Origin of the sequence: Acinetobacter sp. YH12134 (assembly GCF_013418555.1) — a bacterium.
In the GTDB taxonomy this organism is placed as follows: domain Bacteria; phylum Pseudomonadota; class Gammaproteobacteria; order Pseudomonadales; family Moraxellaceae; genus Acinetobacter; species Acinetobacter indicus.
Genome location: NZ_VPBT01000014.1, coordinates 58934 through 85164 on the forward strand (window position 1 = coordinate 58934; position 26231 = coordinate 85164).

Annotated in this window: 25 protein-coding genes, 4 tRNA genes and 1 riboswitch; of the genes, 21 read left to right on the top strand and 8 right to left on the bottom strand. The window is 47.4% G+C overall.

From position 1 onward, the window contains the following. Positions 1–2 precede the first annotated feature (2 nt). From gluQRS to FTU69_RS09455, 6 genes are all read right to left on the bottom strand, one after another. Entirely contained in the window at positions 3–923 is a 921-nt protein-coding gene (gene gluQRS / locus FTU69_RS09430; protein WP_257223630.1) for a tRNA glutamyl-Q(34) synthetase GluQRS, read from the bottom strand. A gap of 2 nt (positions 924–925) precedes the next feature. Further along, positions 926–1453 carry an RNA polymerase-binding protein DksA gene (gene dksA / locus FTU69_RS09435; RefSeq protein WP_016659695.1) on the bottom strand — a complete coding sequence of 176 codons (528 nt, stop codon included), beginning with the start codon at positions 1451–1453 and terminating at the stop codon, positions 926–928. 214 nt (positions 1454–1667) lie between these two features. After that, on the bottom strand, positions 1668–2471 hold the full coding sequence (locus FTU69_RS09440; protein WP_168384668.1) for a metallophosphoesterase: 804 nt from the start codon (positions 2469–2471) through the stop codon (positions 1668–1670). Positions 2472–2492: 21 nt separating this feature from the next. After that, on the bottom strand, positions 2493–3101 hold the full coding sequence (locus tag FTU69_RS09445) for an NUDIX domain-containing protein (protein WP_005181612.1): 609 nt from the start codon (positions 3099–3101) through the stop codon (positions 2493–2495). A 77-nt stretch (positions 3102–3178) separates the two neighbouring features. Next, positions 3179–5074, bottom strand: a complete 1896-nt coding sequence (gene thiC, locus FTU69_RS09450) for a phosphomethylpyrimidine synthase ThiC (protein ID WP_180103793.1) — start codon at positions 5072–5074, stop codon at positions 3179–3181. A gap of 84 nt (positions 5075–5158) precedes the next feature. Beyond that, positions 5159–5289, bottom strand: a riboswitch (TPP riboswitch). Positions 5290–5349: 60 nt separating this feature from the next. Continuing rightward, positions 5350–6372 carry a hypothetical protein gene (locus FTU69_RS09455; protein ID WP_042119428.1) on the bottom strand — a complete coding sequence of 341 codons (1023 nt, stop codon included), beginning with the start codon at positions 6370–6372 and terminating at the stop codon, positions 5350–5352. Positions 6373–6720: 348 nt separating this feature from the next. On the opposite strand from FTU69_RS09455, the gene FTU69_RS09460 reads away from it, so the two are divergent. Continuing rightward, a complete protein-coding gene (locus tag FTU69_RS09460) occupies positions 6721–8061 on the top strand; it encodes a TolC family outer membrane protein (protein WP_016659691.1) in 1341 nt (446 codons plus the stop codon). Between the two features lie 124 nt (positions 8062–8185). After that, on the top strand, positions 8186–8908 hold the full coding sequence (gene phoU, locus FTU69_RS09465; protein ID WP_005181619.1) for a phosphate signaling complex protein PhoU: 723 nt from the start codon (positions 8186–8188) through the stop codon (positions 8906–8908). A gap of 963 nt (positions 8909–9871) precedes the next feature. On the opposite strand, the gene FTU69_RS09470 is transcribed toward phoU, so the two are convergent. Beyond that, complete coding sequence (locus tag FTU69_RS09470) at positions 9872–10141, bottom strand: oxidative damage protection protein (protein WP_005181625.1); 270 nt, start codon at positions 10139–10141, stop codon at positions 9872–9874. A 21-nt stretch (positions 10142–10162) separates the two neighbouring features. Beyond that, positions 10163–11593 (bottom strand): argininosuccinate lyase, encoded by a 1431-nt coding sequence (gene argH / locus FTU69_RS09475; RefSeq protein WP_180103794.1) that lies wholly within the window; start codon positions 11591–11593, stop codon positions 10163–10165. On the opposite strand from argH, the gene FTU69_RS09480 reads away from it, so the two are divergent. From FTU69_RS09480 to FTU69_RS09570, 19 genes are all read left to right on the top strand, one after another. Beyond that, complete coding sequence (locus tag FTU69_RS09480) at positions 11584–12738, top strand: sensor histidine kinase (RefSeq protein ID WP_180103795.1); 1155 nt, start codon at positions 11584–11586, stop codon at positions 12736–12738. The two genes, argH and FTU69_RS09480, sit on opposite strands and share 10 nt — an antisense overlap. Positions 12739–12793: 55 nt before the next feature. Further along, complete coding sequence (locus FTU69_RS09485; protein ID WP_005181633.1) at positions 12794–13534, top strand: LytTR family DNA-binding domain-containing protein; 741 nt, start codon at positions 12794–12796, stop codon at positions 13532–13534. A gap of 108 nt (positions 13535–13642) precedes the next feature. Beyond that, positions 13643–14560: a hydroxymethylbilane synthase gene (gene hemC, locus FTU69_RS09490; RefSeq protein ID WP_104989205.1), complete on the top strand. Its 918-nt coding sequence runs from the start codon at positions 13643–13645 to the stop codon at positions 14558–14560. 1 nt (position 14561) lies between these two features. After that, positions 14562–15341: a uroporphyrinogen-III synthase gene (locus FTU69_RS09495; RefSeq protein WP_180103796.1), complete on the top strand. Its 780-nt coding sequence runs from the start codon at positions 14562–14564 to the stop codon at positions 15339–15341. Further along, on the top strand, positions 15338–16183 hold the full coding sequence (locus FTU69_RS09500; RefSeq protein ID WP_005181639.1) for a hypothetical protein: 846 nt from the start codon (positions 15338–15340) through the stop codon (positions 16181–16183). Before FTU69_RS09495 ends, FTU69_RS09500 begins: the two co-directional genes overlap by 4 nt. A 2-nt stretch (positions 16184–16185) precedes the next feature. Further along, positions 16186–17379 carry a heme biosynthesis protein HemY gene (locus FTU69_RS09505; protein WP_127799618.1) on the top strand — a complete coding sequence of 398 codons (1194 nt, stop codon included), beginning with the start codon at positions 16186–16188 and terminating at the stop codon, positions 17377–17379. Positions 17380–17389: 10 nt separating this feature from the next. Further along, positions 17390–17818, top strand: a complete 429-nt coding sequence (locus FTU69_RS09510; protein ID WP_005181644.1) for a thioesterase family protein — start codon at positions 17390–17392, stop codon at positions 17816–17818. Positions 17819–17963: 145 nt separating this feature from the next. After that, positions 17964–18290, top strand: a complete 327-nt coding sequence (locus FTU69_RS09515; RefSeq protein WP_005181647.1) for an H-NS family nucleoid-associated regulatory protein — start codon at positions 17964–17966, stop codon at positions 18288–18290. A gap of 163 nt (positions 18291–18453) precedes the next feature. Then, complete coding sequence (gene gspN, locus FTU69_RS09520; protein ID WP_005181650.1) at positions 18454–19194, top strand: type II secretion system protein N; 741 nt, start codon at positions 18454–18456, stop codon at positions 19192–19194. Beyond that, entirely contained in the window at positions 19194–20030 is an 837-nt protein-coding gene (locus tag FTU69_RS09525) for a type II secretion system protein N (protein ID WP_180061885.1), read from the top strand. The genes gspN and FTU69_RS09525 overlap by 1 nt, the downstream gene beginning before the upstream one ends. Before the next feature lie 40 nt (positions 20031–20070). Then, positions 20071–22320, top strand: coding sequence for a type II secretion system secretin GspD (gene gspD / locus FTU69_RS09530; RefSeq protein ID WP_180103797.1), 2250 nt, complete (start codon positions 20071–20073; stop codon positions 22318–22320). 66 nt (positions 22321–22386) lie between these two features. Next, positions 22387–23094: an FHA domain-containing protein gene (locus FTU69_RS09535; RefSeq protein WP_005181667.1), complete on the top strand. Its 708-nt coding sequence runs from the start codon at positions 22387–22389 to the stop codon at positions 23092–23094. Between the two features lie 63 nt (positions 23095–23157). Further along, the gene (gph, locus tag FTU69_RS09540) at positions 23158–23829 is read left to right on the top strand and encodes a phosphoglycolate phosphatase (protein ID WP_005181670.1); all 672 of its coding nucleotides are present in this window, start codon (positions 23158–23160) and stop codon (positions 23827–23829) included. A gap of 120 nt (positions 23830–23949) precedes the next feature. After that, positions 23950–25443, top strand: a complete 1494-nt coding sequence (gene trpE / locus FTU69_RS09545) for an anthranilate synthase component I (RefSeq protein WP_168382015.1) — start codon at positions 23950–23952, stop codon at positions 25441–25443. Between the two features lie 98 nt (positions 25444–25541). Beyond that, positions 25542–25617 (top strand) — tRNA-Thr (locus FTU69_RS09550). 56 nt (positions 25618–25673) lie between these two features. Beyond that, positions 25674–25757 (top strand) — tRNA-Tyr (locus FTU69_RS09555). Positions 25758–25793: 36 nt separating this feature from the next. Next, positions 25794–25869: transfer RNA gene (locus tag FTU69_RS09560), tRNA-Gly, on the top strand. A gap of 15 nt (positions 25870–25884) precedes the next feature. Next, positions 25885–25959, top strand: a tRNA-Thr gene (locus FTU69_RS09565). A gap of 148 nt (positions 25960–26107) precedes the next feature. Then, a partial coding sequence (locus FTU69_RS09570) for a GTP-binding protein (protein ID WP_228151030.1) occupies positions 26108–26231 on the top strand: 124 nt, incomplete at its 3' end.

Consider the following 26231-nt stretch of genomic DNA (forward strand, 5'->3'; position numbering starts at 1 on the left):
AGTTATGCGTAGCTGCCCTGTAGCTGAGTTGTATGTGGAATGGCGTCAATTGACCACTGGGCAATGGCTTGCTGCAGCATACGCGTCGGGGTGTCTAAAACTACCGGGGGTTGGTGCAAAGCCATGAGCGCCTGTTGTAACAGTAGAGGAGCCTGATTTAAATCCAGTGGCTGGGCCAGGTTCTGCTTGGAGAGTTTCTGTCCCTGATCATTCATGGCCAGCGGCAAATGCAGATAGCGCAGTTCCGGATAGCCCAGCACCCGCCCAAGCCAGATCTGTCGTTCGGTATTGTCCAAGAGGTCTGCGCCGCGGACGACATCGGTAATGCCTTGCAGATAGTCATCGACCACCACGGCCAGCTGATAGTTAATAATCCCGTCACGGCGTTTTAAGACAAAATCCCCCAGATCTTGTTGCAGGTTGGAGCAATGCCGGCCCTGCAAGCGGTCTTCAAAGCAGATGTCTGTATCGGTCACTTTCAGGCGGATGGCCTGCTGTGCAAAGGGGAGTTGCAGATTGCGACAGGTGCCAGCATAAATATGATTGGAACCGAGCATTTTACGCGTGCACTGACAGGCATAGACCCAGCCTTGCTCGGCGAGTTGCTCAAGAACGTCTTCGTAAATGGCCAAACGGTCTTTTTGAAACAGAATCTCGCCATCCGGCTCGAACTGAAAGGCATCTAAAGAACGTAGGATATGCGCTTCACTGCCGGGATAAATACGGGGAATGTCGGTGTCTTCAATACGGACCAGCCAGCGCCCATGCTGGGCCTTGGCGTCACAATAACTGGCCACCGCGGTAATGAGGGAACCAAAATGCAAAGGGCCGGTTGGCGATGGCGCAAACCGGCCCACGTAATTCTCTTCAGCTTTCCCTCCCTTTATCAAGGGGAGGGGCAGGGAGGGATTACGAATAGACATGCTTAACCGTTATTTTGCTTCTCTTTGATTTCTGCCAAAGTTTTGCAGTCAATACATAAAGTCGCAGTTGGACGCGCTTCTAAACGGCGTAAACCAATTTCGATTCCGCAGGTTTCACAGAAACCGTAGTCATCGTTTTTAATGGCTTCAATGGATTGTTCAATTTTACGGATCAGTTTGCGTTCACGGTCACGGGTACGTAACTCGATAGCAAACTCTTCTTCCTGAGTGGCGCGGTCGTTTACGTCAGGCAATGCAGTATTTTCATCTTGCATTGTGTTTAGCGTACGATCAACTTCAGACATCAGCTCGGCTTTCCAGGCCAAGAGAATCTGACGGAAGTGCTCAAGCTGGCCCTCAGACATATATTCTTCATTTTTTTTCGGCTGATAAGGCTCAATACCAAATAAGCTAGCAGTAGAACCACCTTCTGACGCCTTTGGCTTTGTCTTACGCACGCGCTTTGTAGATTTTTCCTCTACAACATCTGTTTGTTCGTCCAAGACTTGATTTTGGTTGTCATTCGCCATGTAGGGCATTCCTCATCATATACGTATTATCTATACGCAAAAAATATGGTGATATGCAAGTGTTTTTATCCACTCCCAAGGAGAAGATTATCCCTTCGGGGGTCGTCATCATATAGACTTTTTATGTATATTGATAGTCTTTGATGTTTGGATTTCGTCGTATCACGTTTTCCTTCGCAGCCATAACTTAAAGCAAAAAGATTAAAATGAAAAGTTAATAACCTGAAATTTCATTATTTATTTGACCGACTAAATTTTCAACACGATGTACCTGTGTGTCGAACTCGCCATTGTCCTTTAAATGCAAGACCCGATAGCCCGGTGCTTCCTGTCCCAGGGCAAAATCATCACTATGCGGTTTAAACTGCACTGAAGTCGAAGGTGTTGAATAAAAAGGAATATTGTTCCAGATGTTCAGCGAATCCTGATGCACGTGACCAAATAAAACCGCTTTAATATTCTGATGCTTGGCCATCACTTCAGTCAGATCTGCGGTATTTTTCAGTTTATGCTGATCGACCCAATGTGACTGCATGGCAAAAGGATGATGATGACAGGCCAGAATCACATGCTGGCCGGCATGTTCGGTTAACAGCTGGTCCAGTTGCGCGAGCTGGGAGGGTTCAATCCGGCCATCAATCTGATTCTTGACCGCACTGTTCAGCAGCATGATGGTCCAGCGACCCAAATGAATGGCATGTACCCGGTTTTGCTGCTGGTGAAACGGAAAATACTCCACCTCATCATGATTGCCTGGAATCTGATAAAACGGAATATTCAGGCGGTGCATAAATGCCAGATAGCGCGCATAGGTCGCCGGCACTGGCACCTGTGCCAGATCCCCGGTATGAACAATGGCATCCAGCTCAGGATAACGTTGCTGAATATCACGCATGATGCCATGAAAGCTGTGTTCCGGATTCATCTGCACAAATTTAAGGTCTTCCTGATCCATTAAATGTGTGTCTGAAATCTGGACGATGGTCCAGCTTTGTGTATTTTTGCTTATAAAAGTCATGCCTGACCCCTTAGACATTCCTTATGGTTTAATTTGTTGTTGTAACCATTGCAGGGCGATGATCAGTGGCGCATTCCTGAGCCGACCATTGGCCAATAAGATCGGTAAGTGCTCATACTCAAAAATATGCAATTGAATATTTTCGCCTTCCTCACTAAGACCAAACACACCGCCTTGTTCAGGCAAATTTACTTTCGCACTATATAAATGAAAGATTTCCGCACAAGCTCCTGCAGAAGGATAGAAGGTAAACAGATGCTGCAGTTCTTCAACTTCGCAGCCTGATTCTTCTAGGGTTTCACGGCGAATGCAGCTTTCCGGTGATTCATCACCATCGAGTACGCCCGCAATGACTTCGAGTTGCCAGGGAGAATCCTGATCATCCATTGCCCCAATACGAAATTGTTCTATTAATGCAAATTTATGTTTTTTTTCATCATATAACAATACACCGGCTGCCTCCGGGCGTTGAATCAACTCCCGATGAATGACCGGTGTATAGTGGTTTTGATTAAACAGGCGATGGCTCAGACTGACTTTTTCAACCTGAATAAAGCCACGAAACAAGAATTCACGCTGTTGAATGCGCAGTTCATTTCGACCATAGGTCGCCTGTTTAAGTATTTCCATAAAACATCATACGGATGAAGAACATCAGTTTTCATCCTAACTGAGATTAAATGGAACACAAACTCTTTTTCGATAGTTTAGACGTCGTGGTACAATTTTTGACCAGTCTGCTGATAGGTCTCCTTCATGGCTTTGAGACCTTCCGCAACCTCTGTGTCGCTTTGCATGGCTTCTTTAGCAAGATTCTGATTTTGCGCATAATCTCTCACATTTTGGGTGATTTTCATTGAGCAGAATTTCGGTCCACACATCGAACAGAAGTGCGCTGATTTGTGTGCTTCTTTCGGCAAGGTTTCATCATGCATACTGCGCGCCGTATCCGGGTCCAGACTCAGGTTAAACTGATCTTCCCAGCGGAATTCAAAGCGGGCTTTGGACAGGGCATTGTCACGCGCCTGCGCACCCGGATGACCTTTGGCCAGATCGGCGGCATGTGCAGCAATCTTGTAGGTGATAATACCGTCTTTAACATCTTTCTTGTTCGGCAGACCTAAATGCTCTTTTGGCGTCACGTAGCACAGCATGGCCGTGCCATACCAGCCAATCATAGCGGCCCCAATGGCCGAGGTAATATGGTCATAGCCCGGTGCAATATCGGTGGTTAGCGGACCAAGGGTATAGAACGGCGCCTCTTTGCAGACTTCCAGTTGCAGATCCATATTTTCCTTGATCATATGCATTGGCACATGGCCCGGGCCTTCAATCATCACCTGTACATCATGTTCCCATGCGCGATGCGTTAACTCGCCCAAGGTGCGAAGTTCGCTGAATTGTGCTTCATCATTGGCATCCTGAATACAGCCTGGACGCAGGCCATCGCCCAGACTGAACGACACGTCATAGGCTTTCATGATTTCACAGATTTCATCGAAGTGGGTGTACAGGAAGTTTTCTTCATGATGCGCCAGACACCACTGCGCCATGATTGAACCGCCACGTGACACAATACCGGTGAGACGGTTGGCGGTCAGCGGTACATAACGCAGCAGTACCCCGGCATGAATGGTGAAGTAATCCACACCTTGTTCGGCCTGTTCAATCAGGGTGTCTTTAAAGATTTCCCAGGTCAGGTCTTCTGCCACGCCGTTGACTTTTTCCAGGGCCTGATAAATTGGCACGGTACCAATTGGCACGGGTGAGTTACGGATAATCCATTCGCGGGTTTCATGAATATTTTTCCCGGTCGATAGGTCCATGATGGTGTCGGCGCCCCAGCGGGTGGCCCAGGTCATTTTTGCCACTTCTTCGGCAATGTCGGAACCCAGTGCCGAGTTACCAATATTGGCATTAATTTTCACCAGGAAATTACGGCCAATAATCATTGGCTCAATTTCAGGGTGGTTAATGTTGGCGGGAATAATGGCGCGGCCGGCAGCGACTTCCTGACGTACAAATTCCGGGGTAATTTCACGCAGGTTTTGTGCACCAAAGTTTTGTCCCCGATGCTGGCGCATATCGACGCCTTGCTGCTGGCGCAGGTTTTCACGGATAGCGATGTATTCCATTTCCGGAGTAATAATGCCCTGTTTGGCATAGTGCATTTGGGTCACGTTATGCCCGCGTTTGGCCCGGCGCGGTTTCTGGATATGGGCAAAACGGATGTCGGCAGTGCGGATGTCACGCAGGCGTTCCTGACCGAATTTAGAACTGAGCTGATCCAGAATTTCTGTATCGTTACGCTCTTCAATCCAGCGTTCACGCACATTCGGTAAACCCTGGTTCAGATCAATATTGACTTCCGGGTCGGTGTAAACGCCAGAGGTGTCATAGACCATTACCGGCGGATTGTGTTCACCGCCTAAACTGGTTGGGGTCTCGGTCAGTTCAATCTGGCGCATCGGGACACGGATATCCTCACGTGAGCCCTGGATATAGACTTTGCTCGAAGCGGGTAAAATACGGGTGAGGTCTTTGGCATCTTGCTCGTGTTGAGCAGAAATGGCCTCAGAAGAAAGATTCGTTAATTGGTTCATACCATGATCCTTATGAAGAGCATCAACGAATCAAGCACGACCAAAACGAAACGGATTTATCCTGAATAATAAATCGAAACTTAAGGTTTAGTTGCGCTTGATTCCTACGCAGGTGTTAACCTGATCAGGTTCAACGGTACTTGTGCTTAATCATCTATACGGTTAGACAATTACACAATCTCAGCGAGGATTTACTCGCGCTCCGTCAAGCTGCTTAAATCTTAACAGGTTGGCTTAAAAAGGCCAGTGATAAAACTGCCAAATTGGTGGGTGGCTTAGTTATTCTGATAAGGCATACAGACCGCATCGCTAAAACAGTCACGGGTCGGACTTAAGCCGTTTAGCGGTAAATCCAGATAATGGGACAGCTGCTTTAGCGCCAGGGTGTTGGCACGTTCATTGTTTTGTTCCTGTGCGGTCAGGCTGACTGGAATACGGTTACGCCGTTCCTGTGGCGACATCTGTACAAAGCTGCGGAATTTACGCGCCTGATCTGCCAGTCGTGACTGCTCCAGCTTGGCCAGCTTTTCAATTTCATACCAGACACTGGGCTGAATTGCATATTCTGCTTCATAGCTGTCTGAAACCGGGGTATTTAAGGTGCCTTTAAACAGGAACATACGATAGACCTGATCCAGATAACGCGCATCGCGGATATAACTGCTGTCAGGATAGTTTTTGACATAATCTTCCCAGAACAGGGCGCGACGCACCACTTCCTGGGCATCAATGGTCAGGCCGCCATCACGAATCGGACGCTGCATATTCTGTTCGGCCAGATTTTCAATAAAAATCCGTTCGGCATCGGGCAGATAAGGCGCAAAAATACGAGCCAGGTACTGCGGATTACGCCGATAGACCAGTTGCCCTTCACCGGCATCATACAGGTCGACATAGGCCTGACCTTTGTGTTTCAGCAGATACTGGTCGCGTAAGGCAAACTGTTCGAAATGGCTTTGCTGAATGGTGGGATGCTGGGCCAGATCAAAGGCATACTGATCAAAAGCGGTCTGTTGCTGGGCGGTACGTTCGACTTTCAGAAAATTCTGGTACATCTGGGCAGACAGTTCCAGCAGATGCTGCTGGTCGGGGAAATCCATCAGTGGCAAACAGACTTTTAAATCCTGGTTAATCTGTTCCAGGGCAAAGGTGGTGCGCTGCTGGTTAATCTCGCGCATTTCCTGTTCAATGCCGCGGCAGATCGACTTTAAATCGACCGCCTGTTCAGCCACAGCCTGCTTCGGCTTCTGTTCAATGACCACAGGAGGTTCTGGCCTTTGACACGCGGTCAAAACCATTGCAGAACATAAACTGAGCAGTAAAGTACGCCAGCGGGGAGAAATAAGCTTCACGATAACCCAATTAAAAAAGCAGCAAAAAAATAACAAGTGCGGAATGTATGGCGCTATTGTAACCAGCTTCGGGCCGGTGAATTGTAGCGTTGTGCTGAAGTTTGGTTACATGGCTGTGAGTGCGCTCCTGGCTCAACTCAACTGGACAGCTTGCTGCTTGAGTTAAAGCGGTAAAATATAAAAAAATAATCAAAAACATACGAAAAAAATGCGATAAATCGCTACTATGGAGCAAATTGAGTCAATGCTTGACTGAGACATGGCCATTTTGGCGAGATGAGTTAAACGAATAAAATGAAGAAAAAAATATGTATATTGGGCCTGCTGTTGTTTAGCCCTTGGGCGCAAGCCTTGGATCTGGTCGAGGCCTATGAGCGTGCCAAAGCCACCGACCCGAACTGGCAGGCCAATCTGTTGCAATATGAAGCCGATCAACTGAATTTAGGCATTGCCAAAGGCAATTTGCTGCCGACCGTGACTGTGTCTGGCAATATCACCCGGCGCAGTCAGGACGCCAATGCTGCGACAATTCCAGGTTTTCCAGTCAGCTCTGAAAGCCTGTCGCCTTCAGCAACCACCACCCGTCAGGTGAGTGTCACTGCACGCCAGCCTTTATTCCGCTGGGATGCCTGGGAAGGCCTAAAACAGGTCAAAACCTCACTCAGTCTCAGTGAAGTCACCTTAAGACTGCAAAAGCAGGAGCATATTTTAAATGTGGCCGAAGCCTATTTTAATGTGCTGCGCCAGCAGTCTTTAACGACGGCCTATTTGCAGGAAGAGCAGGCACTGCTGGAACAGCTGAACATGATGAATGCCAAGCTGCGCGAGGGACTGGTCGCGCGCAGTGATGTCAGCGAAGCCGAGGCGCAATATCAAAATGCCAAGGCCAACCGGATTGCTACCCATGTGCAGCTGGTGCTGGCACAGGAACAACTGGCGCAGCTGATCGGGCCATATCGTGAAAATCTGGCGGTACTGCGAGATGACTTTCAGTTCCAAAAGCCTTATCCGGCCAGTTTAGAGGCATGGACCGAGCTGGCACAAAGTCAGAACCTGTCCATTTTGCAGGCCCGCTTGCAGCAGCGTTATGCCGAAGACCAGAAACGGGTGGAGCAGGCCGCGCGTTATCCGCAAATTGAAGCGGTCGGTACTTATGGCTATAACAAGCAGACGCCACAAAGCCTGATTTCTCAGGATGGTCAGTTTGATCAGGTCGGCATTGAAATGAACTGGAATGTGTTTACCGGCGGCCGTACCCAGCGCAATATCCAGAAAGCAGCAGTGAATGTCGATAAAGCCGAAGCCGAGCTGGATGCGGCCATCCGTAAAGCCAATACCGATGTAAAAAGTGCCTATTTGCAGGTGGAAACCGATCAATCCAAGTTACAGGCACGACAGGCGGCCATGCAATCGGCGCAACTGGTATCGCGCGCCTCCCGTGCCCAATATCATGAAGGCCTAAAAACCATGGTCGATGTCCTGCTGGCCCAGCGTAATGCTTTTTCGGCCAAGCAGGACTATTTGAATGCCAAATATGATTATCTGATTAATGTGCTGCGCCTCCGGGCATCGGTGGGGCAACTCAGTGAAAAAGATCTGGCCGAGATGAACTTGTGGTTAATAGAAAAACCTTAAATTTCAATAAAATAAAATGATGTAATCGGGCACTTGTTTAAATTGTCATAAAAGCTTAATGTTTAATGTGATTTAATAATCAATGATCAAATAAGTCCGTTATTATTGCATTGGAGTACATCTCTTGAGTCCAAATAATCCTGTGTTAAATCACCATATTTCTTCTCAATTTAATGAAGATCTACAGGATGTCAATACAAAATTCATGACCATGGGTGGCTTGGTAGAGCAGCAGGTGGCCAATGCGATTCATGCATTGCTGGACACAGATGCCGCGATGGCAATAGAGGTGCAATTTCAGGACAATGCAGTGAACCGTCTGGAAACTGAAATTGATGAAGCATTAACCCTGATTTTGGCACGCCGTCATCCCGCTGCAATTGACCTGCGCATGGTGATTGCCATGAGCAAGGCCAATACCGACCTGGAACGTATTGGCGATGAAGCGGCCAAAATTGCCCGGATTGCACAAAGCCTATGTGAAGAAGGGGGCTCGCCGCGCGGTTATATGGAGACCCGTCATATTGGTAACCAGGTGCGAGTCATGATTCATGATGCGCTGGATGCTTTTGCCCGTTTAGATGTCGATCAGGCTTTACGTGTACTGCTGGCCGATGCCGATATCGACCGTGAATACCAGTCGGCCACCCGGACCTTAATGACCTATATGATTGAAGATCCGCGTCATATTTCCCGTGTCATCAATGTAATGTGGGTACTGCGTTCCCTAGAGCGGATTGGTGACCATGCGCGTAATATTTCCGAGCAAGTGATTTATATGGTCAAAGGTCTGGATGTGCGTCATACCAGCATGGAAGAAATTGAACAGAAAGTTCAAGAACGCTAAGTTTGAATACCAGAAACAGCCTGAAATAATTTCAGGCTTTTTTTATGGATTACGCATAAAATGGATAAAAAAAATCCCAGATTTTGGGGGAAATCTGAGATCGAAATCGGGGATATTTATATCTATTATAAGAGATGCTTCCATCTCCTTGATTGTTATTATAGGAAGATGATGCGCGGAAATCTTTAAGCTTATTGTAGTCTAATGTTGAGTTTTATGAACAAATGTATCGGCCAGTTACAATACCAATCGGTTAAATAGGTTAATTTTAATCTAAATTATAAACCCCTGATTTTGGTGAAGTAAAACTTTATAGTTGTCCAGATACACCTCTCAATTCAACAAAAACAGATCACCTCAACGCTCGCTAAAAATAGGGAGCTTGCGGCTGGAAAACAACAGAGTTCATCTACTTTTTCTGTGCCAAGCCTGAAATGGGTGAATGAAGAGGAATTCATTTTTTATCGATGAAATTTTTTTGGATTAAAGGCTAAAAGCATCTTCCGAGATAAAACCCTATGTGCAGTGGTTGATCTTGGGTTTGGATAGAGTAAAAGAAAAGCTCCATTTCTGGAGCCTTTCAAATTTAAGCCTACGCGCTTCGCTTGTCTTACGTAATTTTTACAACCGTGCATAAAAAAATCCCCAAAAAATGGAGATTCTTTTTGCATGAAAGTCTACGCGGACTTCGCCCTTGTCTTGCGTAAAACTTAAAGCAGCGCTTTCTTTTTTACTCGAAGCACAGCTTCTCGTCTTGCGGCGTGGCGGAGCAGTATCGAGTATAAAAAAGGAGCCTCTTCAGACTCCTTTGAGACATTTGAAACTACGCGCTTCGCTTGTCTTACGTAATTTTTACAACCGTGCATAAAAAAGAATCCCCAAAAAATGGAGATTCTTTTTGCATGAAAGCCTACGCGGACTTCGTCCTTGTCTTGCGTAAAACTTAAAGCAGCGCTTTAAGTTTTACTCAGGCTTTAGCCCTTCGGCTTTTTCTAAGGTTTCGTCATTATTGAAGAATTTTTCGCGCTGTTCTTCCAGAAACTTTTTCGCATCTGCTTCAAACACATTTAAACGCTTTTCATTGATCAGCGTGGTCTGATGTTTCAGCCATTCGTTCCAGGCCTGTTTAGACACGGTATCAAATAATTCCTGACCTTTGGCACCCGGGAACGGGGCAAAGTCCAAGCCTTCCATTTCTTGTTGATACTTACGGCAAAATACTTGTCGAGACATATCCATACTCCGAATTTAAGATTAAGCGTAAAGTTGCTCTAAACGGGCGTGGGCGCGTTCAATCGCAGCAGCGACTTGTGCCGGAGCAGTCCCCCCAATATGGTTACGTGCATTCACTGAAGCTTCCAGAGTCAGGGCTTTTTCAAATACATCGGCCTGAATCAGGTCAGAGAACTGCTGCAGCTGTTCCAGGGTCAGTTCAGACAGGTCTTTGCCTTCCTGTACGCCCAGTGCGACCGCTTTACCAACAATTTCATGGGCATCACGGAAAGCAACGCCATTTTTCACCAGGTAATCCGCAAGGTCGGTTGCAGTAGAGAAACCACGCAGCGCCGCTTCACGCATTTCTGCAATGTTAGGCACCAATGCCGGAATCATGTCAGCAAACGCCATCAGTGAACCACGTACAGTATCAATTGCATCAAACAGAGGCTCTTTGTCTTCCTGGTTGTCTTTGTTATAGGCCAGTGGTTGACCTTTCATCAGGGTCAACAGGCTCATTAAGTCGCCATAAACACGGCCGGTTTTACCGCGAACCAGTTCAGGGACATCCGGGTTTTTCTTTTGCGGCATGATCGATGAACCGGTACAGAAACGGTCAGGAATATTCACAAATTTAAACTGGGCTGAGGTCCACAGAATCAGTTCTTCCGACATACGTGACAGGTGCATCATGATTAACGATGCCGCAGCGTTAAATTCAATCCCGAAATCACGGTCAGATACTGCATCTAAAGAGTTTTCAGCCACGGCATCAAAGCCCAGTAATTCTGCGGTATAGGCGCGGTCGATTGGATAGGTTGTACCTGCCAGTGCAGCTGAACCGAGTGGCATACGGTTCACACGTTTACGGCAGTCAATTAAGCGCTCAGAGTCACGTACCAGCATTTCAAACCAGGCCATAAGGTGGTGACCAAAAGTCACAGGTTGAGCAGTTTGTAAATGGGTGAAGCCCGGCATAATCGTGTCAGTGTTTTTTGCCGCCAGGCTTAGAATACCGATTTGTAGTTTTTTCAATAATTCTAAAATGGCATCAATTTCATCACGCACATACAGACGGATATCGGTCGCCACCTGGTCATTACGGCTACGGCCGGTATGCAGTTTTTTACCGGTAATGCCAATGCGCTGGGTCAGGCGTGATTCGATGTTCATGTGCACATCTTCAAGGTCAATACGCCATTCAAACTGACCCGCTTCAATTTCGGCTTTAATGGTGTTTAAGCCGTTGATGATGTCGTCCCGTTCCTGTGCAGTCAGCACGCCAACTTTGGCCAACATGGTTGCATGGGCGATTGAACCGGCAATATCTTGTTTATAAAAGCGTTGGTCAAATTGGACAGATGCTGTAAATTCAGCAACAAATGCGTCAGTAGCTTCAGAGAAACGACCGCCCCACATACCCGAAGTCTGGGTTTGTGACGGATTTGAGGAATTAGAAGATGTGGTCATGTCGGCTCAATAGAATAAAAAGCAATAATTTGAAAACGAGTATAACAAATTCGGAATCACTTGCCGAAGGGCAGGTGAGATCATCTTTTGCAGATACGGCTGATGAAAAAAATTACAGTTATTTTTTTACGAAAATAGGGCGTTGGCAACATCTAATTGAATTATTTATTGCCAGCAATGTATTGGCCATGGTGCTGGCACTGGCTGAAGCGCAAGGCTGGCAGACATTAACCGGTTCACGACTGCTGCAATATGTGCTGTACATTAACTGGGTGTTACTGGCCTTTACTGCCTTTATTGAATATTTTCAAAGACGTTTGGGTCGGATGAGTCTGGGCTTTTCGCTCGGTTTTGGTTTTTTATTGCTACAGCTGATTGTACTGGTGACTACTTTAAGCCTGAATCTGCTGACGCATTTTGGCCAGAATTTTCATCTGCGTGACTTGACTGCAGCCGAGCTGGGGGCCGGGCTGGATTTGCATTTAAGTTATGGCATCTTGCTGGGAGCATTCTGTTTTCGCTATTTATATTTGCGCGAACAGAATTATCTGCGCGAGCAAAGTGCTCTAAAGGCCAAGGTGCACGCCTTGCAAGCGCGTATCCATCCGCATTTTTTATTCAACAGTTTAAATAATGTCATTAGCCTGATTGCGATTGATCCTGAAAAAGCCGAGCAGATGCTGCTCAATCTGTCACGTCTGTTTCGTGCCAGTTTACAGGAAGTCAAGCTGGTCAAGCTGCAGGAAGAAGTTGAATTATGCCAGCGTTATCTGGAGATTGAGCAGATTCGTCTGGGTGAACGCTTGCAGGTGGAATGGAAAATTGAACAGCCGCAACTGCTCAGTCAGGTACAAATTCCCTTATTAACTTTACAACCTTTACTGGAAAATAGTATTTTTCATGGTGTTGAAAAAATATCCAGACCGAGTACCATTACCGTATTGGTAGAAATTTTGGAAAATCAAGTCAATATCGTCATTACAAACCCTTACGTAAACGCTAAAATGAATTTACGACAAGGACATGGTATTGCAATTCAAAATGTGCAACAGCGTCTACGCGCCTTTTATGGAAGAAAGGTGGTCTTTCAAACGTATGCAGGGGAGGGCATGTATACCACCGTGGTACAGTATCCATATAAATAAAAAAAAATTCACGTTAAGCTATAAAAATAAATGATTTAACGTAAAGGAGGGATAAATGGATGTTCTGATCTGTGATGATGAACCTCTTGCAACTGAGCGTTTGGCCCGCTTGGTGACTCAACTTGGACATCAGGTGGTGGCAACCGCCAGTCATGGTGAGCAGGCCATTGAGCTAGCAGATGAACATCAGCCAGATGTCGTGTTATTAGATATTCAGATGCCAGAAATGGATGGACTAAGCTGCGCCCAGCATTTGCGCGAGCTTGATCCCATGCCGGCAATTGTCTTTTGTACCGCCTATGATGAGCATGCACTTGATGCATTTAAATCGCAGGCAGAAGGGTATTTGTTAAAACCGGTCATGCAACAGGAATTGCAGCAGGTTTTAGATCACTTAACCAAACTCACGCAAGCCCAGCTGAGTCACATAAAACAAAAAGAAAATATGGAAGAATTGAATATAAAACGCCACCAGATCACGGCGAAAACTTATCGTGGTGTTGAACTGGTGCCTGTAGAAAATATTTATTATTTTTTAGCAGATCAAAAATATGTCACCGTGCGCCATAAAAATGGCAGCGTGCTGATTGACGAAACCTTAAAAGACCTGGAGCATGAATTTGCCGATCAGTTTATTCGGATTCATCGCAATGCACTGGTCTCGATTCATTATCTTGAAGGACTGGAAGTGATTAATACCGGTCAATATCAGGTGCGTTGTCGTGAACTGGAAGAACGTCTGGCAGTAAGCCGTCGTCATTTACCGACCTTAAGAGAACGTATTCAGAAACTGTAAGCACCGGCTGAAATGGCTTTTTCGCCATCTCAGGGTGCAAATTGACTTGCATTTTCAAGCGATCAGGTTAAGTTTAAGGGAATCCTTTTATTTGCTTTCACTGACATGATGAACACCCTGAAAATTGCAACTCGACAAAGCCCGCTGGCATTATGGCAGGCGGAACACATTCGTGCGCGTTTAGAAGCCTTACATGCCGGTCTAAACGTGGAGTTGGTCACCTTTGTGACCCAGGGTGATAAAATTCTCGATACCCCCTTAGCCAAAATTGGGGGCAAGGGACTGTTTGTCAAAGAATTAGAAGCAGCTTTGCTAGATGGTCGTGCTGACCTTGCTGTGCATTCCATGAAAGATGTGCCAATGGCGCTACCAGAAGGCTTAAGCCTGGCGGTGATTTGCGAGCGTGAAGATCCGCTGGATGCCTTTGTGTCCAATACTTATGCCAGCTTTCAGGACTTGCCGCAGGGTGCCAAAGTCGGAACGTCCAGTTTGCGCCGTAAATGCCAGATTTTAAAAGCACGCCCTGACCTGGAGATTATTGATTTGCGCGGTAACGTTGGTACCCGTCTGTCCAAGCTGGATGCAGGTCAATATGATGCGATTATTCTGGCCAGTGCCGGCTTGAAGCGTTTGGGCCTCAGTGAGCGGATTCGGCATACGCTCACGCCTGAAGTGAGTTTGCCGGCCGTGGGTCAGGGCGCTTTGGGGCTGGAATGCCGGACTAATGATCAGGCCGTACTTGAGTTGATTTTGCCGTTGATGGATGACGAAACCAATGTCTGTGTACGCGCAGAACGTGCGTTTAATGCTTATCTGGAAGGCGGCTGTCAGGTGCCGATCGCCGGTTATGCCACTTTAAAAGATGGTCAGCTGTCGATGGAAGGCCGGGTGGGCAGTGTCGATGGCCAGACCCTGTTAAGCGCACAGCTTAGTGCCGCACCCGAGCAGGCCGAACAGCTGGGTGAACAACTGGCACAGAACCTGTTGGCACAAGGGGCAGGTGAGCTGCTAAAAGCTTTATATTAAGATGCTGTTTATTAATACCCGCCCGGCCGATCGAGCCTGTGCCTTGTCACAGGCTTTAAGGCAACAGGCCTGGTCGGTGATTGAACTGCCTCTGCTGGAATTACAGGCCTGTCCCTGGTCTGATGCCTTGGCACAGCTGTACCAGCAATTACCACAGGCGCAGCGGATTGTGGTGGTCAGCCCGACCGCAGTACACATCGGGATGGAGTATCTGGCGAAAAGCGGTATTCATCTCGATCAATTACAACATTTACAGTGGATTGCGGTTGGTGAAAAAACGGCGCAGGTACTGGCAGAATACGGAATTTCGAGCGCCGTGCCGGAGGTTGAAACCTCGGAAGGCATGCTGGAACTGCCTTTATTAAAATCCCTGGCGGCCGGTTCGTGTATTGCCTTCTGGCGCGGTGAAGGTGGACGTCAGTTTATGATGGACAGCCTGCAACAGGCCGGAATGCAGATTCTGAATTTTATTTTATATCAGCGTCAGTGTCCGGCCGCGTCGATTCAGCAGATGCCCGCGCTATTGCCACAACTGCAGCAGCACCGGGACTATTGGATGCTGATTAGCAGTGAGGCCAGCTGGTTAAACTGGTTGCGGCTGAGTCAAGCGCAAAAAGAACTATTGAACCAGGGGCGTTATCTGGTGTTGGGTGACCGCCTGGAAGCGCTGTTGATGGATTATCAACAACAGCATCACACCCGTTTTCAACTGATCAAGTTGACGAATTTAAAAACAGAAACAATACTGCAGCAGATTGAGCTTAAATCAGGACACGCATGAAGAAGCTACTTATTTTATTATTGATCATCGGCTTGGCCTGGATGTTAAAGCTGAGCTATGACGTATTTAAAATAACGGCGCAGCAGTCCGAATTGTCTCAGAGTATGCATCAGGCGGAAAAAAGCCGTGCTAATCTCAATGACCAGCTGGTGGCTTTGCAGCGCCAGAGTAGCAATCCTTCACCGTCAGCATCTTCAAGTGCGCCTGCAACTAATACTACAGTGCAGATCAGCCAGACCACGATCACGCCGCAGCAGATGCTTCAACAGCAGCTGGAACTGATCGAATTTGCCTTAAAGCAGGCGCAATATCCGTATGCACTGGAAAAGTTGGCAGTACTGGATGTTCAGCTGAATCAGTGGGCTTTGTCACCGGCCTTGGCCGAAAGCCTGCATCAAACCCTGAGCAAAGACCGGCAGCTGATCCAGCAATTTGCGGCACAGCGCAGTGCCCAGCAGCAGCAGGTCACTCAGGCTCTACAGCAGCTGGATCAGCTGTTGCGTCAGGAAATCCAGCAGCCACAACTGCAGCCGGCGCAAGAGGCCAATCCGGCCTTCTGGCATAAGTGGTTGAAACTGGAAGCCGCCGAGCAGCCAGCGACTGTACTTAGTCAGCGTCAATTGCTGTTAAAAGAAGCGCAGTTGCGTTTATTACTGGCACGTCAGTTATTAGGACAAGGCCAATATCTGAATTATCAGCAGGAGCTGACTGAAATTTTTCATCTGTTACAGCTGCTGCCGGATCGGGGGGCGCAGCAGTTAAGCGCTGAATTGGCGGAAATTCAGAGCCTGACCGTGATTCCTGTGCCGGTGCTGACCAGCCGCACCTTATTGGATGAATGATCATGAAGCAGATTGTTCTGGCCTATGTTTTGGTCACGTTAGTGCTGGTGGCCTTGCTCAGTGTATTCAGTTATGGCTATGGCGCGGGCTATGTTTACCTGTATTGGCGTGACTGGCAGCTACAGACCAATATCTGGGTGCTTTTAATTTTATTGATGCTGATCAGTCTGGTGGTGCAGCTGATCTGGGCGATGCTAAAGCGTTATTTAAGCCGTGAACAGCGTAAGCAGGCAGCGGTGTTTGATTTCCAGCATTTACATCCTTATGAGCAAATGGCAGTAATCTGGCTGCTGGATGCCGCGCGTGAGCAGGACGCCTTTATCCGTCAGGTATTTAACCAGTCTGGTTTATTAAAAGCCGTGATTCATTCACGCCTATCGCTGATGCAGCAGGATTATCCGGTGGCTTTGCAGATGTTAAACCAGAGCAAGGCCATGGCCTTTGAGCTGGCCGAGTTGCAGCGTATTGAAATTTATCTGGCGCAGCAGCAACCGGAAAAAGCCCTGACCCATCTGGAATTTTTAAATGGCCATCAACTGTCGCCGTGGCTCAAAGATGTTAAACAAGCCTATGAACAGCGCTTAACCGCACTGTGGGGAGAGTTTGCGCTGCAGTATCCATGGTTATATCTGCGTGCGACCCAATATGGGCATTTAGGGCTGGACAGCAAGCAGTTATGGCTTGAGCAAATCTTGCAGCATTTTGAGCAGGCCACACCGGAAGCATTGCAGGATTTAAAACAGCGTTATTGCAATCTGTCAGGGCAGATATTTACCCAGCCGTATGCGATTAAAGTGCTGTGGTTGAAAGTGCTGGTACGCTTAAGCGATATGGGAGAGCAGCAGGAGCATCTGGCGGTGCATTTACTGTCTGAACAGTTTCATCAGGATGTGTTCTATTTATGGTTCCAGCAGCAGCTGTTAAAACCGGTACCGGATTATCTCAAGATTGAAGATTATCTGAATCAGTGGGAACAGCAATATCCTGCTTTACCGGTATTGAGTTTTGCCAAATGGCATATATTGGAAGCTACCGGTCGTCATGACGATGCAGCACAGCTTCTGGATTTATATCCGGAACATATTTTAATGAACTATTTAAGAATTAAATCGGCATTAAAAGATCAACCGCATTTACAGCAGCAGTTAAATCTGGTGTTTGAAAATAATAGTCATTTCATGAAAATTAAAATCTAGGTAAAGTCGCATGCAATTAACCGATTATCCAGTAATTCATCAACAAGTGGTGGCATGGGGCGATATGGATGCGCTCGGTCATGTCAATAATGTGATGTATTACCGCTATATTGAAAGTGCCCGCATTCATTATATGGATCAGATCAGAATGATGCAGCAATCCTTTTCGACGGTAGTGGCATCAAATCAGTGCAAATATATGCGTCCGGTATTTTATCCGGATACCTTAAAAATAGGTGTACGGGTTGAGGAAATCCGAAATAGTGCTTTTCGCATGCATTATATATTATGGAGCGAGCAGCAACAGGCTGTAGTCGCGAGTGCAGAAGCCATCATGGTTTGTGTGAATTCTGAAAGTATGCAGAAAATGCCATTACCCGAGTCGATTCGGCAGCATATTTTGGCTTTGGAAAATAGTGTGGGGCATTATCTGGATTAATTCTAATCCCGAATAAATAGATTATTTATCTCTGTTAATAATTGTTTTTCATTTCAAATAATGATTGAAACTTAATTCAGATAAAAATATGATGTATTAATGCAATTGAAGTAAATTAATATAAAAGCATACTTGTGGAGTAAATATGATGCCCGATATTAGTAATTTGTCTGTAGAACAATTAAAGCGCTTGCAGGAAGAAGCGGAAGCATTAATTGCATCGAAAAAGGACCAAGCAGTTGAAGATGCATATAATCAGATTTTGGCAATTGCTGAAAATGCGGGTTTAAGCATTGAACAGATTCTTGAGTTTGGTGCGTCTAAACGTAAAAAGAATGTACGTAAATCGGTAGAGCCGCGTTATCGTAATAAAGCCAATGCCAATGAAACCTGGACAGGTCGTGGTAAGCAACCGCGCTGGTTAGTGGCAGAACTGGAAAAAGGTGCCAAGCTTGAAGACTTCTTGATCTAAACTTCATCAGATTGTCATCTAAGCGCACTAGAGTGTCGAAACCAAGCAGAACTGCTTGGTTTTTTTATGTGTATCCGTTGGTGTTGTAAAAAAAGTGTGCATAATGTGTGCATGAAAATAACAATTTGTTCATGAATGCATTAGATAGGTTGGTCGTGGTGGAATGATAAAGAAACCGAGATACATCACGTGGTGGATTTTCGCCATCATTGCTTTTTTAATTTTTGTGTTATTACAGATTCCTGCAGCTTGGTTAATTTCAAAGTTTTATAAAAACAATCAGAGTTTACATAATGTCAGTGGCAACATCTGGCAGGGGCAGGCAGATTGGCACAAGGGACAGTTGCGTGGCAGCTTAAGCTGGAATACGCGTCCTTTAGACCTGTTATTGCTGAAAGTGGCAGCCGATGTTGAAATCCATAGTGGTCATACCGAACTAAAAGGCGTGATGGGTTACCGTTTTGGGACCTTCATGCTGAACGCTGTACACGGCCGTGTTGCGCCAGAAACTTTAAAAACCCTGGTCGACTGGCAATGGCCGACCAATCCGATTCAATTACAAAATATCGATCTGAACTATAACAAGCAGCAAGGGTTTGCCCAGGCACAAGGCCAGCTGAACTGGGCCGGCGGGGAGCTGGTGTATCAGTTTGCCCAGCGTCAAGAGCGCATGACCGTGCCCACGCTGAAAGGCACACTGTCGGATGAAAGCGGTAAACTGAAAATTGATGTGCGTGATGCACGTGACCAGAAAATGATAAACTTGAGTCTGGATCAGGAGATGATGCTGGATGTGCAGCTGACCCAGCGTTTATTGATGCATGTTCCTTCTTATGAAGGCAAGGCTGGTGCCGATACCTATGTAATCAGTACCCGCCAGCCGCTGTTCAAGGGAGGCTTCTGATGCAGAAAATCTGGGAACAGTTGCAGACTCTCCAGTTGAAACAGGCCGATCGTGTCGCACCGGTATTGCTGGCGCTGCTGATTCTGTATTTATGCTGGAAGCTGGCCAGTCTGTTCTGGCTATTACTGGCGCCACCTCAAGCGATGCAACTGGGCCGGGTCGAACTGGGTTCGCAGCAGCTGCGTGTACCGAATATCAGCAGTTTTGCCTTGTTTCATGAAGCGAGCCAGCGTACGCAGGCCGAAGACAATCTGAACCTTCAATTACAAGGCGTGATGGTCGGTTATCCCAACCAGTTTTCTTCTGCCGTGCTCAAAGTCAATGAGGTGGCAGAGCGCTATCGCGTCGGCGATGTGATTGAAGGCAGTGGTTATCAGTTGGCTGAAGTGTACTGGGATCGGGTGGTTTTGCGTCATAGCAGTGGCGCCACCCGTGAGATAGAGTTTAAAGGCATTGAAAACGGGCTGAATCAGCCGATTGTGCCGACACAAAGCCCAGCTGCACCCAACAGAAATCCGGCACCGGCAACAACTGCGCAAAATGCGATTGGTCAGGCAGTGCAAAAGATTCAGCAAGACCGGGAACGCTATTTACAGGATATGGGCGTGAATAGTGGCAATGGTCAGGGCTATGAAATTACCGCACGGACACCGGCGGCACTCAGAAGCAGATTGGGATTACAACCAGGCGACCGGATTTTATCCTTAAATGGTCAGACTGTCGGACAAGGGCAAAATGAAGCCCAATTGCTGGAGCAGGCAAGACAGGACGGTCAGGTCAGACTGGAAGTTCAGCGTGGTGACCAGGTCATCACGGTACAACAAGATTTTAAGTGACGGATTTGTCACCTTATAGGGTTAGGAAACACGGTAGATTATGGCTTTATTAAATCATGAGCGTCCGCTTTGGGCATTGGTGGTCGGCGCACCTCTGGTGGCTATGGTAAGTACGGCGAGCTATGCACAAACCTGGAAAATTAATTTACGTGATGCTGACCTGACTGCATTTATTAATGAAGTGGCCGATATTACCGGCAAGAACTTCGCCGTTGATCCGCGGGTGCGAGGCAATGTTACGGTCATTTCCAACAAGCCGTTGAACCGCAATGAAGTCTATGACCTGTTTCTGGGCGTGCTTAATGTTAATGGGGTAGTGGCTATTCCATCGGGCAATACCATCAAGCTGGTGCCAGATAACAATGTCAAAAGCTCCGGAATTCCGTTTGATGCACGCCAGAATGCGCGCGGTGACCAGATTGTGACCCGGGTCATCTGGCTGGAAAATACCAATGCCAATGACATGATTCCGGCTTTACGGCCTTTAATGCCGCAATTTGCCCACCTGTCTGCGGTGGCCGGTACCAATGCCCTGATTGTTTCGGACCGGGCCAGCAATATCTATCAGCTGGAAAATATCATCCGTAATTTAGATGGCACCGGCCAAAATGATATTGAAGCCATCTCGCTACAGTCCAGTCAGGCCGAAGAAGTGATTGGGCTATTGGAGTCAATGAGTTCGACCGGCAATGCCAAAGATCTCAAAGGCTCGCGGGTGCGAATTGTGGCGGATAACCGGACCAATCGTATTATCATTAAAGGCGATACCGCCACCCGCAAGCGTATCCGCCAGATGATTGAAATGATGGATGTGCCGGCGGCTGACCGTCTCGGTGGCTTAAAAGTCTTTCGCTTAAAATATGCCAGTGCTCAAAGCTTGGCGGAAATTCTGCAAGGACTGGTGTCGGGACAGGCGGTCAGCAGCTCATCTTCCAATACGAAAAACAGCAGTAACAATAGCGTTAGCAGTCTGGTCAATAACAGCAGTAACAGCACGTCCAGCAATAACTCGGGCAGTACCTCGCCAAGCATCACTTTGAATAACGGTTTTGATCAGCAGAGCCAGATCACCAGCTTTAATGGTAATGGCGTCAGTATTATTGCCGATAGTAGCCAGAACGCCTTGGTGGTCAAAGCTGATCCACAGCTGATGCGCGAAATTGAATCTGCGATTCAACAGCTGGATACACGCCGTCAACAGGTTCTCATTGAAGCCGCGATTATTGAAGTAGAAGGCACTGATGCTGATCAGCTTGGCGTGCAATGGGCCTTGGGTGATTTAAGCAGCGGCATTGGCCTGATCAATTTTGATAACTTGGGTTCCAGCCTGAAAAATATTGCCGCTGGTTATTTAACTGGAGGTGCAGCGGGTGCAGGTGGTGCGATTGGTGCGGGTACCTCACTGGTGCTGGGGGATTATCAGGAAGGCAGTGATGGTTCACGCCGTTTGTATGGTGCGCTGATTCAAGCCTTAAAAGAAACCACCAAATCCAATCTGTTGTCGACCCCATCCATTGTCACCATGGACAATGAAGAAGCCTATATCGTGGTTGGTGAGAACGTGCCGTTTGTCACCGGTTCGGTCAGTACAGGAAATGGTACCGTCAATCCCTATACCACCATTGAACGTAAAGACGTCGGGGTTACCCTGAAAGTGGTGCCGCATATTGGCGAAAATGGCACAGTGCGTCTGGAAGTGGAACAGGAAGTCTCTGGGGTCAAATCCAGCAAAGGTCAGGCGCAGGACTTGGTCACCAGCAAACGAGCGATTAAAACCTCGATTCTGGCCGAGCATGGTCAGACCATTGTTTTGGGTGGCCTCATTTCAGATAACACTGCCTATTCGCGCCAGGCCGTGCCAGGGTTAGGTGCAATTCCAGGGCTGGGGCGTTTATTCCGTTCCGATGGCAAGTCTAATCAGAAGCGTAATCTGCTGATTTTTATTCACCCAACCATTGTTGGGGATCAGAATGATATCCGCCGGATTTCGCAGCAGCGTTATAGTCAGCTGTATAGCCTGCAACTGGCACTAGATCAGGATGGTAATTTTGCCAAACTGCCGGAACGGGTGGAAGATATCTATCAGCAGCGGGTGCCAGTGTCTAAAACTCCCCTAAATCAAACCCGTTATCAGCAGGTGCCATCCGCGACCCCTGCAGCACAGTCGGGGGCGGCTGTAGTAACCACACCCGTTGCGGTAGAGCCGGCGCTGCAGCGTCAGACCTTAAGCCCGCAAGTCAACAAAACCACCAATACCACCACCACGACTACCTTAAGACCGCGCTCTTAACAGAGCGGACATGGAATCTGGTTTTGAGCATGTTATGATGGGCAAAAATTTAAAGAGAAGTTCGCTATGACTTGGAAATTACAAGCAATTACGGGTGAATTTACCGGGCAGGAAATTAGTGTTGATCGTGACATGCTGGTGGGGCGTCATCAGGAAGCTGATGTGGTGCTGCAGTCGGCTGAAGTATCACGCAAACATGCTGCGTTGTTACTGAAGGCTGAAGACTTGTGGGTCCAGGACTTAAATTCATCCAATGGCACCTTTGTAAATGACCTGCGGATTGAGCAGGAAACTCCGTTGCATGAGGGTGATATTGTCCAGTTCGCCAGCTTTAAATTTTCAGTCCTGGCACCAGCCAAACCGGAACTGTTGGCAGATGAGCCGCTTGCGCCTGCAGGCACCGAAGTAGAACAGATTCCTGAGCTGGATGTGGTGGAAACCGCTACTGCAGCCGAGCCGACAGAAACTGTAGCAGTGAAAACGCCGGCACAGCAGATGAATGATCAGGGTATGCCTGAGCTGAAAGAGCGTGATGCATCGGTACAATTGACACGTGATGGCATGCCAACCAATGTCGGTGTACCAAAACCGGCCCCAATTCCTGAAGGGACCGATTTAAGCGCGGCCACCCCAGAGCCACAACCGGTACCGGTTGAGCAGCCTGTATCACGCGTTGAGCAGGAAAAAGAGCAGCAGAAAAATGCCTCTGTTGGCCTGATGACCATTATTGTGCTGGTGATCCTGGCAATTATTGCCTGGCTGTTGTTTAAATAAACCGCGACACAGCATACAATCGAGGCATGCTTTGGCATGCCTTTATTTTTTGAGAGGACCAAAATGTCTGTGGCCAAACTTGACACCCGTGAGCTGATTTTATTTGACCTGGACGGCACGCTGGTCGATTCAGCCACCGATCTGTATCGTGCCATGAATATGAGCCTGAATGCCTTGCAGCTGCCCATGGTCACCGAAGCACAGGTACGCACCTGGATTGGCAAAGGCACCTCGGTATTTTGTCACAGCACCTTGCTGCATTTAACCGGAGAGGTGCATCCCGATCAGCATCAGCAGCTGCTGGAAACTTTCCTAGGAATTTACAATGCCGATCCTTGTCTGGATACCCAGCCTTTTGCCGGAATTCTGGAGTTTCTGGAATGGGGCAAACAGCAGCAGAAAAAAATGATCTGTGTCACCAACAAGCCCGAGCTGCCATCACGCGCCATTTTAGATGCACTGGACATGAGCCATTATTTTGTTGATGTGATTGGTGGTGATCGGTTTAGCGAACGTAAACCGCATCCACGCCAGTTATTGCACTGTGTTGAGACCTTTGGGGTAGAAAAATCCCAAGTGTTGATGATTGGCGACTCTTCCAATGATGTGGAAGCCGCACGTCGTGCCGGTATTGATTGTATTGTAGTCAGCTATGGCTATAATCATGGCGAGAGTATTTATGATTGTCAGCCGCAGCAAGTGGTGGATAATCTGACAGAATTATTAGCTTCCTAATGTAAGAATAGATGTAAAAGGACACCGCAATGAGTGATTGTGTAGTTTTTCGATGGCGTCACTAAGTCAGCACCTACCAGCAACCTTCCTATGACCCCGCGAAAATGAAAGAGATTCAACATGACCACTCAAGCCCAATATCAACAACTGCAAGCTGCCGGCTATAACCTGATTCCTGTCTACCGTCAGCGTCTGGCCGATACCGAAACCCCATTGTCTGTGTTTGCGCGTTTAAAAGAGCATGAACAGGCCTATCTGTTTGAATCTGTCGAAGGCGGTGAAAACTGGGCGCGCTATTCGATTATTGGTCTGGGCGAGTCGACCGTATTTTCTTGCAATGAAGGGCAGTTGACCATTCAGCAGACCAATGGCGAACTGCTACAGCAGCCGTGTAGTGATCCTTTCCAGTTTATCCGTGATTTCCAGGCCCAGTTTAAAGTGCCAACACAGGCCGATTTACCGGCGTTGCCAAGCTTTACTGGTGGACTGGTCGGTTACTTTGGCTATGACGCGGTGCGTTATATCGAACCGCGCCTGAACAATATTCCAGATGCTGATCCGGTGGGCCTGCCGGATATCTGGATGATGCTGTCTAAAACCGTAATCGTATTTGACAACTTAAAAGATACCTTATTCCTGATTGTGCATGCCGATAGCAAGGATGCTGATGCCTATCAGAAAGCGCAGGCGCAACTGGATGCGCTGGAGCAGTTGCTGGCGACACCGGTGAACTTGCAGGCGCAAACCCATACGGCACCGCATTTTGAATCTTTAACCGGTCACGACAACTTTATTGCCTCGGTTGAGAAGGTTAAAGAATACATCCGTGCTGGTGATGTCATGCAAGTGGTGCCGGGGCATCGTATGGTGTCTGACTTTGATGGTGAGCCGTTACAGGTCTATCGCGCTTTACGTCACCTTAATCCATCACCATATCTGTTCCTGGTGCAAGGGCGCACCTTGGACAATGACACCCCATTCCATATTGTTGGGTCATCGCCGGAAATTCTGTCACGTCTGGAAAATGGTATTGCCACCGTGCGTCCACTCGCTGGCACACGTCCACGTGGTAAAACCAAAGAAGAAGATCTGGCCTTGGAAAAAGATTTACTTTCTGATGAAAAAGAGATTGCTGAGCATTTAATGCTGATTGACTTGGGTCGTAATGATGTTGGTCGCGTCTCAAAAATTGGCAAAGTGCAGGTGACTGATCAAATGGTGATCGAACGTTATTCGCATGTCATGCATATTGTGTCCAATGTGCAGGGTGAAGTGCGTGATGATGTTGATGCCTTGGATGTTTTTAAGGCAACTTTCCCGGCAGGCACACTTTCTGGGGCACCAAAAATCCGTGCCATGGAAATTATTGACGAAGTTGAGCCAGTAAAACGTGGAATTTTTGGTGGTGCTGTTGGTTATTTAGGCTGGCATGGCGAAATGGACATGTCGATTGCGATTCGGACCTGTGTTATTCGTGAAAATAAGGTCTATGTGCAGGCTGGCGCAGGCCTTGTTGCCGACTCAAATCCTGAATCTGAGTGGAATGAAACCCAAATAAAAGCTCGCGCAGTGATCAAAGCGGTTGAATTATCGTCAAACGGATTGATTTTGTGAGTTTTTGACGGTTTTTTTAAAAAAAACACTTGCACGGATTTCAAGTTTTGCTAAACTGCACACCGTTCCGATACGAAACGTACGAAACACTAAGAAACGCCGGCATAGCTCAGTTGGTAGAGCAACTGACTTGTAATCAGTAGGTCCACAGTTCGAATCCGTGTGCCGGCACCATCTTAGAGAATTCGAGATGTGAAGTAAAGAACGAGCACTGCAATAAGTGTGATATTGGTGGGATTCCCGAGCGGTCAAAGGGAGCAGACTGTAACTCTGCCGCGTAAGCTTCGAAGGTTCGAATCCTTCTCCCACCACCATTAACTTCGAATGAAGTGGTACATTACCAACAATGTGCGGGAGTAGCTCAGTTGGTAGAGCGGCAGCCTTCCAAGCTGCATGTCGCGAGTTCGATCCTCGTCTCCCGCTCCATCATCGAAGATGATCGCTCTTATAGCTCAGTGGTAGAGCACTCCCTTGGTAAGGGAGAGGTCTCGAGTTCAAATCTCGATAAGAGCTCCAGATACAGTTTAGCAACTTAGTTGCATGAGATTTAAAGAAAGCAGGCTATTTAGTCTGCTTTTTAAGTATTAGATGTCTAGTTTTTTAGGCGATATGTCGAGGCTGGGTATTACTCAGATTGTGTTCGACGTAAACGAGGAAAATAAACATGGCTAAGGCTAAGTTTGAACGTAATAAGCCACACGTTAACGTGGGCACAATCGGTCACGTTGACCATGGTAAAACAACTTTAACAGCTGCAATTGCAACTGTATGTGCGAAGAAATTCGGTG

Bases quoted from the DNA above. Each gene is read 5' to 3' on its own strand.
- thiC (WP_180103793.1), bottom strand. From the start codon at position 5,074: ATGAACCAATTAACGAATCTTTCTTCTGAGGCCATTTCTGCTCAACAC.
- gspN (WP_005181650.1), top strand. From the start codon at position 18,454: ATGATAAAGAAACCGAGATACATCACGTGGTGGATTTTCGCCATCATT.
- FTU69_RS09455 (WP_042119428.1), bottom strand. From the start codon at position 6,372: ATGGTTTTGACCGCGTGTCAAAGGCCAGAACCTCCTGTGGTCATTGAA.
- FTU69_RS09505 (WP_127799618.1), top strand. From the start codon at position 16,186: ATGAAGCAGATTGTTCTGGCCTATGTTTTGGTCACGTTAGTGCTGGTG.
- FTU69_RS09480 (WP_180103795.1), top strand. From the start codon at position 11,584: ATGTGGTCATGTCGGCTCAATAGAATAAAAAGCAATAATTTGAAAACG.
- FTU69_RS09445 (WP_005181612.1), bottom strand. From the start codon at position 3,101: ATGGAAATACTTAAACAGGCGACCTATGGTCGAAATGAACTGCGCATT.
- gspD (WP_180103797.1), top strand. From the start codon at position 20,071: ATGGCTTTATTAAATCATGAGCGTCCGCTTTGGGCATTGGTGGTCGGC.
- FTU69_RS09470 (WP_005181625.1), bottom strand. From the start codon at position 10,141: ATGTCTCGACAAGTATTTTGCCGTAAGTATCAACAAGAAATGGAAGGC.
- FTU69_RS09495 (WP_180103796.1), top strand. From the start codon at position 14,562: ATGCTGTTTATTAATACCCGCCCGGCCGATCGAGCCTGTGCCTTGTCA.
- gph (WP_005181670.1), top strand. From the start codon at position 23,158: ATGTCTGTGGCCAAACTTGACACCCGTGAGCTGATTTTATTTGACCTG.
- gluQRS (WP_257223630.1), bottom strand. From the start codon at position 923: ATGTCTATTCGTAATCCCTCCCTGCCCCTCCCCTTGATAAAGGGAGGG.
- FTU69_RS09485 (WP_005181633.1), top strand. From the start codon at position 12,794: ATGGATGTTCTGATCTGTGATGATGAACCTCTTGCAACTGAGCGTTTG.
- hemC (WP_104989205.1), top strand. From the start codon at position 13,643: ATGAACACCCTGAAAATTGCAACTCGACAAAGCCCGCTGGCATTATGG.
- FTU69_RS09460 (WP_016659691.1), top strand. From the start codon at position 6,721: ATGAAGAAAAAAATATGTATATTGGGCCTGCTGTTGTTTAGCCCTTGG.
- dksA (WP_016659695.1), bottom strand. From the start codon at position 1,453: ATGGCGAATGACAACCAAAATCAAGTCTTGGACGAACAAACAGATGTT.
- FTU69_RS09525 (WP_180061885.1), top strand. From the start codon at position 19,194: ATGCAGAAAATCTGGGAACAGTTGCAGACTCTCCAGTTGAAACAGGCC.
- FTU69_RS09500 (WP_005181639.1), top strand. From the start codon at position 15,338: ATGAAGAAGCTACTTATTTTATTATTGATCATCGGCTTGGCCTGGATG.
- FTU69_RS09510 (WP_005181644.1), top strand. From the start codon at position 17,390: ATGCAATTAACCGATTATCCAGTAATTCATCAACAAGTGGTGGCATGG.
- FTU69_RS09535 (WP_005181667.1), top strand. From the start codon at position 22,387: ATGACTTGGAAATTACAAGCAATTACGGGTGAATTTACCGGGCAGGAA.
- argH (WP_180103794.1), bottom strand. From the start codon at position 11,593: ATGACCACATCTTCTAATTCCTCAAATCCGTCACAAACCCAGACTTCG.
- FTU69_RS09515 (WP_005181647.1), top strand. From the start codon at position 17,964: ATGATGCCCGATATTAGTAATTTGTCTGTAGAACAATTAAAGCGCTTG.
- trpE (WP_168382015.1), top strand. From the start codon at position 23,950: ATGACCACTCAAGCCCAATATCAACAACTGCAAGCTGCCGGCTATAAC.
- FTU69_RS09440 (WP_168384668.1), bottom strand. From the start codon at position 2,471: ATGACTTTTATAAGCAAAAATACACAAAGCTGGACCATCGTCCAGATT.